Here is a 15,866-nt window from a genome sequence, read left to right as displayed (position 1 = left end):
GCCTTCCAGCCTCGAACTCATCGAACTTCAAAAATCACGACAATTCGGACAGGCGGCGGTCCGGGTCCGCCCCGGCCCGCCGTATGACGTCGGCGAAAGCGTCGGCGAAGCGCCGCGCGGTCGCGGGCGTGAAGAGGTCGCCGCTGTAGTCGAGGACCCCGCCGAGGCCCTCCGGGCCGCGCCACACGTCCATGGAGATCTCGGCCTTCGTGTGGGCGGTCGGCGGCGCCGGATAGTGCTCCGCGTCGAGATCACCGATCGACGTCCTGATCAGGTCGCCCTTGGGCAGGTTGTGCAGGTTGAACATGGCCTGGCACAGCGGCGGCCGGCTGATGTCGCGCGGCACCCGCAGCGCGGCGAGCACGACCTCGAACGGCGTGTCCGCGTGCCGCATCGCCGACAGCGTGACCTCGCGGACGCGCAGGAGCAGCTCGCGGAAGGTCGGGTCTCCGGACAGGTCGGCGCGCAGCGCCAGCGTGTTGCCGAAATAGCCGATCAGGGGGGCCAGCTCGCTCGCGGACCGCCCGGCCACCGGCACGCCCACGCAGAAGTCGTGCTGGCCCGCCGCCCCGCCCAGCATGACCTGGTACGCGGCGAGCAGGGCCATGAAGGACGTACAGCGCAGCTGCCTGGCCAGCCGCTCCAGCGGGACGACGTCCTCCGGGGGCAGCAGCAGGTTTTCCCGGCCGCCGTTCCCCGTCCAGCGGGGCGGTCGGGGGTGGTCGGCGGGCAGGCCGAGCGCGGGCGCGCCGGTCAGCCGCCCGGTCCAGTACGCCAGGTGGGCGGTGTGGTCGCGTTCCCGCTCCCGGGCGGCGTGCCGCGGGTACTGCGTGGGCAGCTCCGCCAGCTCGGGTTCGCGTCCCTCCCGCCGCGCCGCGTAGCACTCGGCCAGCTCGCGCATGAGCACGTCCAGCGACCAGCCGTCCACGACGATGTGGTGCAGGACGATGCACAGCAGCGTGTCGTCCTCCCCCAGCCGGATCAGCCCGGCCCGCAGCGGTGGACCGTTCTCCAGGTCGAACGGCCGGTTGACGAAGGCGGCCAGCGCCCGCTCCACGCCCTCCACGCCCTCCGTTTCCGCGTGCTCCGTGTCCGCGTGCTCCAAGGCCGCGTGCTCCGGATCGGGTACGGCCGGGACGCCGCGGATCGCGATCCGTTCGACCGGGACCGGCGACGGCGGCAACACGATCTGCGCGGGCGTGTCGGCCACCATCCGGAAGCGGGTCCGCAGCACCTCGTGGCGTTCGGCGATCCGGGTGAAGGCCGCCCCGAGCGCGTCCGGGTCCAGCGGGCCGCGCAGCCGTACGCACCAGGGGGTGTGGTAGCCGGTGTCCCCCGGCGCGAACCGGCTGAGGAACCACAGGCGTTCCTGGCCGGGCGACAGCGGCCAGGCCCGCCCGGCGGTCTCCGCGTCCGAGGGGCGGCCGAGGGAGCGGAGCAACGCCTCGCGGCGGTCCGGCGGCAGGTCCGCGAGCCGCCTGCGCAGCGTCTCGCGGCGGTCCGGCACGGTCACCGGTCCCGGCCCCTGACGCCCGACGGCCGCATGTCGGTCCACACGGTGTCGATGTGGTCCAGGCACTCCTCGCGGGTGCCCTCGAAGCCGGTCGCCGTCCAGCCCGTCGGCGGCTCGTGGTCGCTCCACCAGACGGAGTACTGCTCCTCGTCGTTGACGACCACGCGCATCCGGGAGTCCGTCATGTCACCTCTCCGTGTTATCGATCCAGTCGTCGCCGGCCCGGGTCCAGCCGGCGGGCCGCGGTACGGGGGCGAGGCCGCAGACCTCGGCCACCCGGTCGACCGGCACCTCCTCGGCGACCGCCCGGACCAGCAGGGCCTCCAGGCCGAGCAGCATCCGCTCGGCCGCCTCGCCGGGCAGGAAGGCCGTGTCGACCAGGACGAAGAACTCGCACGTCGCCGACGCGGGGCCGGTCGCGAAGAAGGCGTGCGCCTTGACCCTGGGATAGCCGCCGTCGAAGAACGTCCTGGTCCGCTCCCTGAGCGCGGTCAGCTCCCCGGGGTCGTCGCGGTCGACCGGCGGCAGGTCCGGCCAGCGGCCGTCCGGCCGGACATCGTTGAAGAACGCGTCCAGGTCGAGGTCCGCGCCGCGTTCCCGCGCGGCCTCGGCCCGTACGGCGTCGACCGCCGACAGGTCGTAGTGGCCGTTCCGGTACGCGGCCATCGCCTGCCCGTGCCCCCGGCGTACGGCGTCGGCGAAGGTGCCGCCGGCCAGGTCGAGGACGAAGAGCCCGTCGAGCGCGGCGGGGCCGGCCATGTCGCGGACACGCGGGTCGTGCCGGTTGGAGACGATCAGCTGGAGCGCCGCCGTCCGGTGTCCCGTCACGGCGGCCAGCAGCGCGGCGCTCGCCACGGTCAGCACGCTGGCGGTGGTGGCGGAGCAGCGGGCCGCGAGCGTCTCGGCGGCGACCGCCGCCGCGAGAGAGCGCATGCCGAACCGGACGAACCGCGGCTTCTCCGGCTCCCTCTCGGGGAGGTCGAACATCGTGCGCGGCGCGCGCGCCAGGCCGGCCCGCCAGTGCCGCACCGCCCGCGCGGACCGCGCGGCCGCCTCGTCCCCGCTCTCGTACGCGGCCTGGTCGAGGGGCTGCCGGGCCGGCGCGGGCAGGTCGTCGCCGGCGAGGAGCCGCGGCCATTCGGTGGCGATCAGGTTGAGCGACCAGCCGTCGACCGCCAGATGGGACAGCGCGAGCGCGACCGCGCGCGGCCGTCCCCCGGTGACCACGACGGCGCACCGTACGGGCAGCTCCCCGGCGTAGTCGAACGCGGTCGCGGCCAGGTCGGCGGCGAGGGTCTTCGCCGCCGACATCGGCCGGGAGCCGGTCTCGTACACGCCGACGGTGAGCCGTCCGGCGCGGGCCACCCGCTGGACGACGCCCTCCGCCGTCTCCACGTAGGCCGTGCGCAGGGTCTCGTGCCGCTCGATCAGGCGGCGTACGGCGCGCAGGACGGCGGGCAGGTCCACGGCCCCGGCGACGGGCAGCGTCCAGGACAGGTTGAAGTACGGGTCGCCGTCGTCCAGCCATCGGGTGGAGCCCCAGATCATCCGCTGGCCCCAGGTCAGCGGCGCCGCACCTCCCCGGGCGCCGGTGAACTCGACCGTCTCCGGGGTGAGCGGGGTCATCGGTCCCCGGCCCGGCCGCCGGGCGCGCCCTCGTCGGCCAAGGCCAGCCGGTCCGCCAGGTGGCCGGCGAGACCGTCGAGGGTGTCGAGGAAGGGGCCGTCGAGATCGACGTCGCACCCGAACTCGACCTCGATCGCGTCGATCAGCCGCAGATAGACGAGCGAGGTGACCCCGAGGGCGGGCAGGCTCCGGTCCGAGACGAGGACGTCGGCGGCGGCGAGCTCGCCGCCGCTGGCCCGGGACACCAGCTCGGCCAGGCGTTCTCTCAGCATCCCTCCTCCTTCAGGTGGGCGATCTCCTCGGCGACGCCGTTGATCGTCGGGGCGTCGAAGAACACGTCGAAGGACAGCTCGACGTCCAGCCGCTCGCGGACCTTCGCGATGATCTGGGTGATCGACAGGGAGTGCCCGCCGAGGTCGAACAGGTCCTCGTCCGGGCCGACGTCGCGGCCGAGCACCTCGCCCCAGATCTCGCCCACCTCCCGGGCGTACGGCAGGGCCTCCCCAGCGGGCGACGCGGCCCCGGGGTCCGGCGTGGTCCCGGCGGGCGAGGTGTCCGCAGGCTCCCCCGCGGGCGCCCGCACCGGCTCGGGGACGGGTTCGGGCACGGGCAGATCGGCGATTTCGGCGTCGGGCCGGGCCGCGATCGCGTCGAGCAGCGCCAGCAGGTGGCCGGTCACGCTCTCGCAGTGCGCCCGCCCGAGGACCTCCGGGTTGTACTGGAACCGGGCGGCGACGCCGTCCGGCCCGTCCACCATCTGGAGGTGCAACGTGCCCCGGACCGCCTGGTTGAACATCATCCGGTCCACCGAGACGCGCAGGCCGGGGAACGCGGGGTCGTCCCCGTCGCGCCTGCGGTAGCTGACCGAGACCGGGGTGAGCGCGGTGCGCGGGCTCACCCCGCCGACCGCCCGGGCCAGCGGGACCCGCCGGAACCGGTATACGGCGCGCAGCTCGTCCCGCACCGCGCGGGCCAGATCCGCGAACGTGCCGTCGAAGGCGTCCGCGGCCGGGCCGGCGGATGGGACGGTCACCGGCAGCTCGTTGACGAACAGTCCGATGTGGTCGCGCGTCCGCTCGGTCCGGGTGGACAGGTCCACGGCCACGGCCGCCCCGTCGTTCCCGTACGCGCGGAGCAGGGTGTGCAGCGCGGCCAGCACCAGCTCGAACCGGGTGACGCCGATCCGCTCCGCGGCGGCGGCGACGTCCGGCGCGATGGAGAAGTCGACGGCCGCTCCCGCCGCCGCCCGGACCGAGGGCTCGACGAGCCCGGGCAGCGCCAGTCCCGGCCGGTCCCGCCAGCGGCTCCGCCAGAACTCGGCGGCCGCGTCGAGCCGCTCGGCGACCTGCGCGTTCTCCTCCGCCACGGCGTCGCCGTACGCGGTGGGGAGCGGGCGGCCGGCGTAGGCGGCGGCGAGGTCCCGGACCAGGATGTCCTTGGACATGCCGTCGAAGACGGCGTGGTGGGCGACGAACACGAGGACGTGCCGCTCCGGGGCGAGGCGCAGGAGCGTGAACCGGGCGAGCGGCCCGGTGCCCAGGTCCGGCGCGAGGGCCGTCTCGCGCTCGATCAGGCCGGCCGGGTCGCGCCCCGACGCGTCCTCCAACCGGGCCAGGGGCGGCACGGCGGCCGGTACCCTCACCAGCACGCCGTCCCGCTCGACCAGGGCGATCGCGAGCGCGGGATGCGCCTCGACGACCGCGTCGCACGCGGCCAGGAGCCGGTCGGTGTCGAGGGGGCCGTCGAACCAGACGGCGACCGGCATGTGATAGACCCGGCCGCCCGCTCCCATCCGCTCCGTGATCCACATGCCGTGCTGCGCGAGGGAGGCCTGTTCTCCCCCGCCGACGAGCGTCACTGACATCTCAGTCGCCTTCCGTGTGGAGCCTGGAGTCGCCGAGCAGCGCGGGCAACTCCCTCTTGATCACCTTTCCGGACCGGTTCCGGGGCAGGTCGTCGACGACGATCACCCGCTCGGGCAGCTCGTGCCCGGCCACCCGGCCCCTGAGGAACTCGCGTACCTCGGCCGCCGGCATCCCCTCGGACCTGGGCACGATCGCGGCGGCGAGCACCGTCCCGAGCACCGGGTGCGGCACACCGAAGACCGCCGCCTCCGCGACCCCCGGATGCTCGTACAGCGCCGCCTCGACCTGGAGCGTGGAGACCTTGAACGCTCCGGTCTTGACCACGTCGCTCTCCCGGTCGACCAGGTGGAGGTAGCCGTCCGCGTCGAGGCGGCCGAGGTCGCCCATCCGCACCCAGCCGTTCCGGAACGCCTGGGCGCCGGCGGCGTCGTCGCCGTAGTAGGAGCGGGGGGCGGTGGGCGACCGCATCCAGATCTCGCCGACCTCGCCGGGCGGCAGCGGGTTTCCCGCTTCGTCGGTGACGCGCAGCGCGCCGCCGAACGCGGGCCGTCCGAGTGCGGTGGGCCGCTCCCGGTCGTAGATCATGATGGTCTGGGCCGGGGCGGCCTCGGTGGACGTGTAGTAGTTCGTCAGCGTCGCGTTGGGGAACGCCGCCGCCAGCCGCTCCGCGAGCGCGGGCGGCAGCGCGGCGGCGGCGGAGCCGAGCAGCAGCACGCCCGACATGTCGTGCCGTTCGTGCAGCCCCGCGTTGAGCAGCTCGATCGCCATGGACGGCACCATGAACACGGTGCCCGGCCGGTACGTCTCGATCAGCCGGGCGAACCGGCCCGGCGTGAACCTCGCGGGGGTGAGCACGGCGGGCCGCGCGTCCAGGGCGTTCAGCAGCATGGTCTGCCCGGCGTTGGTCCCGATCGGGAAGGCGTGCAGCAGGTGCCGCGAGTGCGCGAACCTGCGCCGGTTCGGCCGGGTGACGCATCCGTACGCCAGATTGGCGTGGGAGGCGCCGACCCCCTTGGGCCGGCCGGTGGTGCCCGACGTGTAGAGGATCTGGGCCAGGTCGCCGGGCCGGACCCGCGCCCCGGCGCTCGCCGCTTCCGAACCGGCTTCCGAACCGGCTTCCGCACTGGTCTCCAGGTCGGCGGGGGCGGCCGTCCAGCGACCGCCGGGCGGCGCGCCGAGGTCGCGGCCGTGCAGCACGGCCGCGGCGCCGCAGTGCTCCAACATGTAGCGCGTCTCGGCGGGCGCGAGCCGGTCGGACAGCGGCACGGCCACCGCCCCGGCCTTCAGCACGCCGCAGAACGCCACGGCGTAGTCGATCCAGTCACGGCTGCCGAAGAGGAGCCCGACCCGGTCTCCGGGTGCGACGCCGCGCCGGGTCAGCCCGTACGCCACGAGGGTGGAGCGCCGCTCCCACTCGGCGAACGTCATCGTCCCGTGGCCGTCGACGATCATCGCCACGCCGTCCGGCTCCTGCTCGGCGCGAACGCGCAGCAGGTCGGGAACGGTGTACGCGGTCGCGCCCGTCATGCGGGCACCTCCTCGGCGTCGGGCGCGGAACCGGGCGCCGGGTCGGTCGCTGAGTCAGGCGCGGATCCGGAGCCGGGGCCGGAGCCGGACGCCGGGGCGGTCCCGCGCCGGGCCCGCTTCCCCAGCTCCTGGAAGCCGACCAGGTCGTCCGGCAGGGCGTCGGGGACCTCCGCGTCGAACCGCCGCAGCACCCGGGTCCGCAGGGCGACCAGCGCGATCGCGGCGATCGCCAGGCCGAAGCAGGCGTACATGAAGCCGATCCCCCGCCCCTCGCCGGTGCCGAGCAGCAGGCCGGCGGTGCCCGCGAGCGGCCCGTCCGGGGCGAGCAGCGGCTCGAACACCGCGGCGCCGTACGGCGCGACGAGGCCGAACCCGATCGGCAGCGTGGACCAGGCGACCAGGGTGTTGAGCGCGATGACCCGGCCGTGGAAGCGCTGCGGCACCTTGACCTGGATGATCGTGGCGTAGACGCCGTTCAGCAGGGTCAGCGAGAGCGACATCCCGAACGCGCCGGCCGCGATCGTCACCAGGTTCGCGCGCAGCCCCGTCAGCAGGCAGAACACCGCGAGCGCGAGCGTCGCCAGGAGCACGCCGTGCAGGCGGCGGCGCCGGGGGCCGCCCCACACGGTCATCGCCAGCCCGCCGAGGAAGACGCCGAGGCCCCCGGCGAACGACACCCGGCCCACGTCGGCCAGCGACGCGAACGACAGCACCAGCGGCGAGATCATCAGGAACAGCGGGGACAGGAAGACGTTCAGCACCGCGAAGTAGACGAGCATCGCGCGGAACCCCCGGTTGCCCCAGGAGTGCCGGATGCCGCCCGCCATCTCGGCCAGCACGCTCTCCCGCCGCCGCCACGCCATCGCCGCCGGGAACCGGACGAAGAGGATGGTCAGCGTGGCCAGCGCGTAGCTGGCGACGTCGATCGCGAGGATGCCCCCCAGCCCGATCGCCGACATCAGGCCGACCGCGATCAGCGGCACGACCAGTTGCGCCGTTCCGGTGACCATCTGGACGACGCCGTTGGCGTGCCCGAGGAACCGTTTCGGCACGAGCTGCGGGATGGCCGAGCCGTACGCGAGGCGCTGGAAGGTGAGCGCGACGGAGAGGCCGGCCAGCAGGGGATAGATGTGCCAGACCTGGAGGTTGCCGGTCCAGAGCAGGATCCCCAGCACCAGTTGGGTGCCGCCCGCCCCCGCGTCTCCGGCGAGCATGACCTTCCTGCGGTCGTACCGGTCCACGATGGCCCCGGCGAGCGGCGCGGCGAGCATTCCGGGTACCAGGCCGAGTACGGCGAAGAGCGCGAACCGGGCGAGCGAACCGGTGGTGAGGTAGATCCAGATGGGGATGGCGAACTCGGTCAGCGCCGAGCCGGTGATCGAGACGAGCTGTCCCACCGCGACCACGAGGAACCGCCGCATGCCGGGCGGCGGGCCGTGCCGCGACGCCGGCCCCCCGGCGGCCGGCCCGGCCGCATCGGCCGGTCCGGCCGGAGCCGCCGGACTCTCCGGATCACCCAGATCGGCAGGAGCCGCCGGTTCGCGGGACACGCCCTCAAGCCACCACGTCCGGTCGTCGTCGCCGTCCGGTGACCGCTCCAGCGGGGCGGTCCGGCCCGCGGCGACGGCCTCATGGGTGCCGGTGACGATCTCGGCCAGTTCGGCGGCGCGGTACCGCATGAAGAAGTGCCCGGCCTCGTCGATCACCGCGCACGCGGCCGTGCCGGTGAGCCGGTGCCACTCGCGGTAGCGCTCCTGGTAGAACTCGGCCGCCGGGTCCCGCTCCCCCACCACGGAGATGATCGGCGCGCGCAGCCGCCCGCCCTCCTCCTCGAAGAGCCGGGTGAAGTACCGCTCGGCCTCGCGGGTGCCCTGACGGCGGTTCTCCACGATCAGCCGGATCTGGTCGCGGCCGAGATCCTCGACGTCGAGCCCGGCCGCGGTGAGGGCGTTGACCCGGCCCTGGTCACTGGTCAGCCGGTCCATCAGCGTGCCGAGCCAGCCGAGACCGCGGCCTGGCCGGGCGAAGGGGAAGATGCCGCCCAGGTAGACGGCCTCCACCGGGCGTCCGGCCGCCTCCAGCCGCCGGGCGATCTCGGCGACGAGCATGACGCCGAGCCCGCAGTGCCCGTAGAGGACGAGCGGCCCCGGGGCGCGGTCCGTGATCTCGACGATCTCGGCCACGCAGTCGCGGACGACCTCGTCGAACGGCCGGGCCTCCTCGCCCAGCTCGTGGCCGGGCACCGCGACGGAGTACAGCGCCCAACCGGCGGGCAGGGCGTCGGCGAGCGGCTGGTAGACCACCGCGCTGCCCCCGCCGTACGGCACGCAGACCAGCGTGGACGTGGCCTTCCGCGCCGGGGTGAGCCGGTGCAGCAGCGCGCGCGGCCCGGAGTCCTCGGATTCGAGGAGCAGCGCCAGCGCGCGGACCGTCCGGTGCTTGAACAGGTCGAGGACCGTGACCGCCCGCCCCGGGTACGCGCGGCGCAGCCGGGCGACGACCCGCATGGCCAGCAGGGAGTGGCCGCCGAGCGTGAAGAAGTCGTCGAGCGCGCCCACCCGCTCCAGATCGAGCACCTCGGCCCAGACCCCCGCGACGGCCTCCTCGGCGGGGGTGGCCGGGGCGGCGTACGCGGCGGCCGGGACCTCCGCGCCGATCGCGGGAAGCCGGGCGCGGTCGACCTTGCCGTGCGATTTGAGCGGCAGCTCGTCCAGCCACGCGTACGCGGCCGGGATCATGTACGCGGGCAGCCGGTCGGCCAGCCACGCGGGCAGCTCGGTCGCGCCCGGCCGGGCGGCGACCGCGCCGGGGTGGCCGACGAGGTAGGCGACGAGCCTCTCGCCGCGCGGCTCGACGACCGCCTGGGCCACGTCCGGGTGCTCCGCGAGCACCGACTCCACCTCGCCCAGCTCGACCCGGTAGCCGCGGATCTTCACCTGGAGGTCGCGGCGGCCGAGGAACTCCAGCTCTCCGGAGGGCAGCCACCTGCCGAGGTCGCCGGTGCGGTACATCCGTGCGCCGGGCGGGCCGTACGGATCGGGGACGAAACGGTCGGCGGTGAGTCCCGGCCGGCCGAGGTAGCCGCGGGCCAGCCGCTCCCCGCCCAGGTGGATCTCGCCGGGGACGCCGATCGGGACCGGGCGCAGCCGCTCGTCGAGCACGTAGGCGCGCGCCCCGGGAAGCGGCGACCCGATCGGCAGGCCGGCCGCGCCGCCGCGTCCGGGCGCGGGGACGCCCTCGCCTTCCGCGGCGACCTCGTGGGTGGTCACGCCGACCGTCGCCTCGGTGGGGCCGTAGTGGTTGACCACCCGGCACCTGCCCAGGGCGGCCAGCTCGGCCGCCCAGCCGCGCGGCGCGGCCTCCCCGCCGAGAAGCAGCAGCGTGCGCGGCAGCAGCTCGGCGGGGTCGGCGTCGGCGAGCAGGGCGGCCAGATGCGACGGAGTGATCTTGAGATAGTCGATCGGGGCCCGGCGGAACGCGTCGGCCAGCTCGGGCCCGGCCGTACGGGACGGGACGAGGTGCAGCGTCCCGCCGGTCATCAGGCACAGGTAGAACACCGTCACGCCGAAGTCGAAGGCGAGCGACTGCAGCAGGGCGAACGACGAACCCGGCTCGACGCGGAGCCGTTCCCGGACGCCCGCGAGGTAGACGAGGACCTCGTGGTGCTGGACCGCGACCCCCTTGGGCCGGCCGGTGGTCCCGGACGTGTAGATCACGTACGCCAGGTCGCCGGGAGCGCCCCGGACGGCGGCGGCCTCGTCGCTCGCGTCGCCGGCGTCGTCCGCGACCCCGTCGGGGGTGAGGAGGACGGAGGTCACGTCGGCGGGCAGCCGGTCCGGCGGGTCGCCGCCGGTCACCACGATCCGGGCGCCGGCGTCGGCCAGCACGTACGCGAGCCGGTCGGCCGGGTGCTCGGGGTCGAGCGGCAGATAGGCCGCGCCCGACTTGAGCACGCCGAGGACCGCGACCGCGAGGCCGGCGGACTGCTCCAGGCAGATGCCGATCCGGTCGTCCGGCCCCGCGCCGAGCCGTCGCAGGCGGCGCGCGAGCCGCTCGGCCCGCCGGTCCAGCTCCGCGTACGTGAGGGAGACGTCGCCGGAGACGACTGCCGTGGCGGAGGGGGTACGCGCGGCCTGCGCCGCGATCACCTCGTGCAGCAGCGCGCCGTCCGGGGCGCCCGGCTCGGGGAGCACCGGCGCGGCGGCGCCGAAGGCCAGCACCTGGCGGAGCTCCTCCGGCGGGACCATCTCCAGTTCGGACGTCCGCGCGCCGGGGGCGGAGACGATCGACCGGAGCAGCCGCTCGAAGCAGGCGGCCGTCCTCCGGATGGTCTCGGGGGTGAACAGCTCGGTCCGGTACGTGATGGTGCCGTGCAGCCCGTCCCCGGTCTCCATCAGGTAGAGGGCGAGGTCGAACCGGCTCACGGACATCTCGATCGGGTAGGCCGACATGGCCAGGCCCTGGGTCCGCAGCGGCGCGGAGCGGTAGTTCTGCAGGGCGAACAGCACCTGGAACACCGGCGACCTGCTGACGTCGCGCTCGACGCCGAGCTCGCCCACGAGCCGGTCGAAGGGCAGGTCCTGGTGCGCGTACGCGTCGAGCGCGGTCTCGCGGACGCGGGCGAGCAGCTCAATGAAGGTGGGGTCGCCGGACAGGTCCGCCCGCATCGGCAGCGAGTTGACGAAGAGCCCGACCACGCGTTCCAGCTCGGGCAGCTCACGCCCCGACACGGGTGATCCGACGGCGAAGTCGCGCTGGCCGGAGAGGCGGGAGAGCAGCACCTGGAAGGCCGCGAGCAGCGTCATGTACGGCGTCGCGCCGTGCGCGCGGCCCAGCTCGGCGAGCGCGTCGCAGAGCTCGCGGTCCAGTTCCAGGCCGTGCGCGGCGCCGTCCCAGCCCTGTTCGGGTGGGCGCGGCAGGTCGGTGGGCAGTTCCAGGGGCGGCAGCCCGGCCAGCCGGTCCCGCCAGTAGCGGATGTCGTCGTCGTGGGAGCGTCCCCGCTCCCACCCGGCGTAGTCGCCGTACTGGAGCGGCGGGGGCGCCAGTCCGGCGTCCGTCCCGGTCCGGTACGCCTCGTGCAGGGCGAGAAGCTCTTCCACCACGATGTCGCAGGACCAGCCGTCCGTGACGGCGTGGTGCGTGGTGAGCAGCAGCACGTGTTCCGCCGGGCCGAGCCGGACGAGGAGGGCGCGCAGCAGCGGGCCGGCCTCCAGGTCGAAGGGCCGCTCCATCTGCTCGCGCACGGCGCCGGCGTCCTCCGACAGCCGTAGTTCGACCATCGGTTCCGCGTCGACGACGACCTCGGGCGTGCCGTCGTCCGTGGTGACGAATCTCGTCCGCAGGCTCTCGTGGCGGCGGGCGACCTCGATGAGCGCCCGGTCGAGGGCGTCCTCGTCGATCTCGCCCGCCAGCCGTACGGCGAAGGCGACGGTGTACGCGGTGGTGCCGGGGGCGTACTGCTCCAGGAACCAGAGGCGTTCCTGGGCGTGGGAGAGCGGCGGGCGGGTTCCGGCCGGGCGCGGCGGCACCGTCACGGCGGCGGCCTTCGCGGCGTTCAGCCGCTGCGCGAGCAGCGCCCGCTTCGCCGGCGAGAGGGCGCTCCGCGTCATGGCGCCGCCGCCTCGGCGGGTTTCAGCGTTCTTGGCATGGCTTTCCCCTTGCGACCGGATCCGTCGGCGGGCCGCGAGGACGCCGCGAAACGGGCGGCGGTGAACCGGGCCCGGGTGGCGTTCGCGCGTGGTGGTGCTGGAGTCGTCATGGCGAGCCGGATCGTGGTGCCGCACCGGCGGGGGCCATGGTGATGCCGCCGGCGCCGGGCCGATCGGTGGGGGCGGGGAGGCCGCCGCCGCTCGCGTTCGGTCCCGGGCTGCCGGCAATTGAGTGGGAACACATTCGAGTGGGAACGCTCCCACGTCCATGGAGGCTAGAGATTACGGCTTTGGTTCGTCAAGAGTTATGGAGGTTTCACGCCATTCTCAGCGATTTAATGCGCCAAATTCAGATATTTCCGCATTTCAGCGGGCTGATTGTGCGGATTCAGTGCGATCCGATCCTCCGGCCGGGATTGACAGCGACCTGACGCGAATCTACGCTCCGGTGGGAGCGCTCCCAAAGGGTCTGACGGCCTGTGCCCGGTCGAGCGCGCCTTCGATCGCCGACGCCCCCAGGAGCGCATCACCCGTGATCGTCACCGCTGCATCTCCTCAGATCCTGCGGCCACCCCCCTCCGATCAGGACCTGCGGTCGCTGCTGCTCATCCGGCATTTCGAGCTGGCGTTGCTCCGGCTGTTCGAGCAGGGCGCCGTCAGCGGCACCACGCACACCTGCCTCGGGCAGGAGTACGTCCCCGTCGCCCTGGCCCCGCTGCTCCTCGACGAGGACTTCGTGTTCAGCAACCACCGGGGCCACGGGCACTTCCTCGCCCGCCACGCCGAGCCGTACGGGCTGCTCGCGGAGATCATGGGGCGCGAGGGCGCGTTGTGCGGCGGAGTCGGCGGCAGCCAGCACGTCTACCACCGGCGGTTCCTGTCCACCGGCGTCCAGGGCGAGAGCCTGCCCGTGGCGACCGGCGTGGCGCTGAAGCTCGCCGGCTCCGGAGCGCTCGCCTGCGCGTACGTCGGCGACGGCACGTGGGGCGAGGGCGCCGTGTACGAGGCGCTGAACATGGCCGCGCTGTGGCGGCTCCCGCTCCTCGTGGTGGTCGAGCACAACGGCATCGCGCAGTCGACGCCGACGTCCGCGCAGCTCGCCGGGACGATCGGCGCGCGAGCCGCCGCGTTCGGCGTCCGCCACCACCGGATCACGTCCACCGACGTCGAGGAGATCCGGGCCGAGCTCGCCCCGCTCGTCGCCGCCGTGCGCTCCGAGCCGGCGCCGCTGGTCGCCGAGTTCGTCACGCACCGGATCGGCCCGCACAGCAAGGGGGACGACACGCGCTCCCCGGCGGAGATCGAGCGGGCGCGCCGGTCCGACTGGCACGCCCGCTACGCCGCGGCCGACCCGGAGCGGTTCGCCCGGATCGACCAGGAGCAGCGGGCGTTCGTCGACCGGCTCGTCGCCGAGGTCGCCGCGCGCCCGCTCGCGACACCCGCGGCTCCGCCGGCGCTCGCGGAGGAGCCGGACCGGATCGCCGCCGCCGGCGCGACGGGACGGCGGCCGTGACCCGGGTCTCCGAGCACCTCAACCAGGCGCTGCACGACCTCATGGAGTCGGACCCCGCCGTGCACCTGCTCGGCGAGGACGTCTGCGACCCGTACGGCGGCGCGTTCAAGATCACACGAGGGCTGTCCGGCCGGTTCGGCTCCCGGGTGAGGTCCACGCCGCTGAGCGAGGGGAGCATCGTCGGCGTCGGCGCGGGGCTGGCCCTCGCCGGGGACAAGGCCGTCGTCGAGATCATGTTCTCCGACTTCGTGACGCTGGCGTTCGACCAGATCGCGAACTTCGCCGCCAAGTCCACCGCCATGTACGGCAGGGCGGTGCCCGTGCCGCTCATCGTGCGCTGCCCGACCGGCGGCAACCGCGGATACGGCCCGACGCACAGCCAGAGCCTCCAGAAGCACTTCATCGGGGTGCCCGGCCTCTCGCTGTTCGAGATGACGCCGTTCCACGACGCGGGCGAGCTGTTCGCCCGGATGTTCGCGTTGGGCCGCCCGTGCCTGTTCTTCGAGGACAAGGTGCTCTACACCCGGCACATGCACCGGCTGGACGACCTGTTCCGGTTCGAGCTGACCGGGGACACCGCGCGGATCGTCGTCGACGGCGCGGCGGAGCCGGACTGCACGCTCGTCACGCACGGCGGGCTGGTCCACCGGACGCTCGACGCCATGCGGACGCTCCTCGTGGAGGACGAGGTGGTCTGCGAGCTGCTGGTGCCCGCCCAGCTCTATCCGGTTCCGCGCCTGCCGGGCCTGGAGGACGCCCGGAACGTCTGTGTGATCGACGACGGCGGCGAGGGCGGCAGCTGGAGCGCCGAGGTCGCGCGGGTGCTCTATCCGCGCCTGTGGGGCGGGCTGCGCGGCCCGATCACCCTGGTCAACTCGGCGGACGCGGTGATCCCCGCCGCTCCCCACCTCGAACACGACGTCCTGGTCCAGGCCGGCCGCATCCGCGCCGCCGTACGCGAGGCGGTGTCATGAGCGAGTTCCGGGTGCCCAAGCTCAACAACAACGACTCGGCGTACGTGCTGCTGGAGTGGCTGGCCGGGGACGGCGCCGCCGTACGGGCCGGGGACCCGCTGGCGACGGTCGAGACGTCCAAGGCGGTCGAGGAGCTGGCCGCCGAGGAGGCGGGCGTGCTGCGGCGGCTGGTCCCGGCGGGAGCCGAGTGCGTCCCCGGGCAGGCCATCGCCCGGCTGCTCGCCCCCGGCGCCGAAGCCGCCGGTGCCGAACCGGCCGGTGCCGAACCGGCCGGTGCCGAACCGGCCGGCGTCGAACCGAGCGGCATCGAACCGGCTGGGGCCGGGCCGGTCTCCGGCACGACCCTGGACGACGCGGTGCCAGGCAATACGGTGCCGGACAATACGGTGCCCGGCGACATCGTCATCACCGCTCCCGCCCGGAAGCTGATCGACGAACTGGGCGTCTCCGCCGGCCAGATCCGCGCGCTGGGCAAGAAGGTCGTCAGGCGCGCGGATCTGGAGCACCTCGCGGGAGAGCTGATCTCCCTGTCCCGGGCGCAGCTCAGGACGGCGGAGGTCGTCGAGCGGTCCCGGCGCGAGATCCCCTCGGCCTTCACGCTGATGAACGTCGACGTGACCGACGCGCTGCCGCTCACCCGCGATCTCACCCGGCGGCTCCGGGTCCTCGTCGGGCTGCCGGAGCTGGTCGTCAAGGCCGTCGGCGGGCTGCTCGACGCCTTCCCGCTCTTCTTCGCCACTCCGGCGGACGGCCTGCGCGCCCGGCGCGCGCCCGCCGCCGACGTGGGCGTGACGGTCGACGTGGGCCGGGGCCTGTTCGTCCCGGTGGTCCGGGACGCGGGCGGCCGCTCCCTCGCCGAGATCGCCCGCGACCTCACCGGCTTTCGCCGTACCGCGTTGGAGGGCACCTTCCGGGAGAGTGATCTCGGCGGTGGCGCGATCACGCTCACCCTGCACACGCACGACGGCGTCGCCGTGGCGACCCCCATCGTCTTTCCCGGCCAGACGTGCGCGCTGGCGCTCACCGCGCCCCGCTCCGAGGTGGTCCAGGACGGCGCCGGCTTCGCCGTACGGAAGATCTGCGGACTGGGGCTTTCCTACGACCATCGCTTCATCAACGGACGCGAAGCCGCGGAATTCCTCGCCGCGATCCGGATCACGCTCGAAACCCCCGGACATTTCACGACATGAGGATTGGACG

At 74.2% G+C, this 15,866-nt stretch carries 11 protein-coding genes; 4 read left to right on the top strand and 7 right to left on the bottom strand.

Annotation, left to right across the window (positions count from 1 at the left end; genetic code table 11):
* Positions 1 to 34 precede the first annotated feature (34 nt).
* The 7 genes from AWQ71_RS40115 to AWQ71_RS13425 are packed head-to-tail and all read right to left on the bottom strand — an operon-like array spanning position 35 to position 12,140.
* Positions 35 to 1,513: a condensation domain-containing protein gene (locus tag AWQ71_RS40115; RefSeq protein WP_169806559.1), complete on the bottom strand. Its 1,479-nt coding sequence runs from the start codon at positions 1,511 to 1,513 to the stop codon at positions 35 to 37.
* A complete protein-coding gene (locus AWQ71_RS13450; protein WP_067132258.1) occupies positions 1,510 to 1,698 on the bottom strand; it encodes an MbtH family protein in 189 nt (62 codons plus the stop codon). Before AWQ71_RS13450 ends, AWQ71_RS40115 begins: the two co-directional genes overlap by 4 nt.
* Before the next feature lies 1 nt (position 1,699).
* The gene (locus tag AWQ71_RS13445; RefSeq protein WP_067132254.1) at positions 1,700 to 3,139 is read right to left on the bottom strand and encodes a condensation domain-containing protein; all 1,440 of its coding nucleotides are present in this window, start codon (positions 3,137 to 3,139) and stop codon (positions 1,700 to 1,702) included.
* Complete coding sequence (locus AWQ71_RS13440) at positions 3,136 to 3,411, bottom strand: phosphopantetheine-binding protein (protein ID WP_067132251.1); 276 nt, start codon at positions 3,409 to 3,411, stop codon at positions 3,136 to 3,138. Before AWQ71_RS13440 ends, AWQ71_RS13445 begins: the two co-directional genes overlap by 4 nt.
* Positions 3,405 to 5,003, bottom strand: coding sequence for a condensation domain-containing protein (locus tag AWQ71_RS13435; protein ID WP_067132248.1), 1,599 nt, complete (start codon positions 5,001 to 5,003; stop codon positions 3,405 to 3,407). The genes AWQ71_RS13440 and AWQ71_RS13435 overlap by 7 nt, the downstream gene beginning before the upstream one ends.
* A gap of 1 nt (position 5,004) precedes the next feature.
* Positions 5,005 to 6,531 (bottom strand): class I adenylate-forming enzyme family protein, encoded by a 1,527-nt coding sequence (locus AWQ71_RS13430; RefSeq protein ID WP_067132245.1) that lies wholly within the window; start codon positions 6,529 to 6,531, stop codon positions 5,005 to 5,007.
* Positions 6,528 to 12,140 (bottom strand): non-ribosomal peptide synthetase/MFS transporter, encoded by a 5,613-nt coding sequence (locus tag AWQ71_RS13425; protein WP_084258836.1) that lies wholly within the window; start codon positions 12,138 to 12,140, stop codon positions 6,528 to 6,530. The genes AWQ71_RS13430 and AWQ71_RS13425 overlap by 4 nt, the downstream gene beginning before the upstream one ends.
* Before the next feature lie 36 nt (positions 12,141 to 12,176).
* Between AWQ71_RS13425 and AWQ71_RS41575 the strand changes: the two genes are divergently transcribed.
* The 4 genes from AWQ71_RS41575 to AWQ71_RS13410 all read left to right on the top strand — a co-directional run bounded on the left by AWQ71_RS41575 (position 12,177) and on the right by AWQ71_RS13410 (position 15,856).
* On the top strand, positions 12,177 to 12,332 hold the full coding sequence (locus AWQ71_RS41575; RefSeq protein WP_157570325.1) for a hypothetical protein: 156 nt from the start codon (positions 12,177 to 12,179) through the stop codon (positions 12,330 to 12,332).
* 379 nt (positions 12,333 to 12,711) lie between these two features.
* Positions 12,712 to 13,692, top strand: coding sequence for a thiamine pyrophosphate-dependent dehydrogenase E1 component subunit alpha (locus tag AWQ71_RS13420; protein WP_245658258.1), 981 nt, complete (start codon positions 12,712 to 12,714; stop codon positions 13,690 to 13,692).
* Positions 13,689 to 14,666, top strand: a complete 978-nt coding sequence (locus AWQ71_RS13415; RefSeq protein ID WP_084258834.1) for an alpha-ketoacid dehydrogenase subunit beta — start codon at positions 13,689 to 13,691, stop codon at positions 14,664 to 14,666. The genes AWQ71_RS13420 and AWQ71_RS13415 overlap by 4 nt, the downstream gene beginning before the upstream one ends.
* Positions 14,663 to 15,856: a 2-oxo acid dehydrogenase subunit E2 gene (locus tag AWQ71_RS13410; RefSeq protein WP_067132242.1), complete on the top strand. Its 1,194-nt coding sequence runs from the start codon at positions 14,663 to 14,665 to the stop codon at positions 15,854 to 15,856. Before AWQ71_RS13415 ends, AWQ71_RS13410 begins: the two co-directional genes overlap by 4 nt.
* Positions 15,857 to 15,866: the final 10 nt, after the last annotated feature.

This window comes from Microtetraspora malaysiensis (genome assembly GCF_001528665.1).
Classification (GTDB): Bacteria; Actinomycetota; Actinomycetes; order Streptosporangiales; family Streptosporangiaceae; genus Microtetraspora_A; species Microtetraspora_A malaysiensis.
This window is presented reverse-complemented; position numbering and strand designations above follow the sequence as displayed.

Bases quoted from the DNA above. Each gene is read 5' to 3' on its own strand.
- AWQ71_RS13450 (WP_067132258.1), bottom strand. From the start codon at position 1,698: ATGACGGACTCCCGGATGCGCGTGGTCGTCAACGACGAGGAGCAGTAC.
- AWQ71_RS13445 (WP_067132254.1), bottom strand. From the start codon at position 3,139: ATGACCCCGCTCACCCCGGAGACGGTCGAGTTCACCGGCGCCCGGGGA.
- AWQ71_RS13440 (WP_067132251.1), bottom strand. From the start codon at position 3,411: ATGCTGAGAGAACGCCTGGCCGAGCTGGTGTCCCGGGCCAGCGGCGGC.
- AWQ71_RS13435 (WP_067132248.1), bottom strand. From the start codon at position 5,003: ATGTCAGTGACGCTCGTCGGCGGGGGAGAACAGGCCTCCCTCGCGCAG.
- AWQ71_RS13430 (WP_067132245.1), bottom strand. From the start codon at position 6,531: ATGACGGGCGCGACCGCGTACACCGTTCCCGACCTGCTGCGCGTTCGC.
- AWQ71_RS13425 (WP_084258836.1), bottom strand. From the start codon at position 12,140: ATGACGCGGAGCGCCCTCTCGCCGGCGAAGCGGGCGCTGCTCGCGCAG.
- AWQ71_RS41575 (WP_157570325.1), top strand. From the start codon at position 12,177: ATGGCTTTCCCCTTGCGACCGGATCCGTCGGCGGGCCGCGAGGACGCC.
- AWQ71_RS13410 (WP_067132242.1), top strand. From the start codon at position 14,663: ATGAGCGAGTTCCGGGTGCCCAAGCTCAACAACAACGACTCGGCGTAC.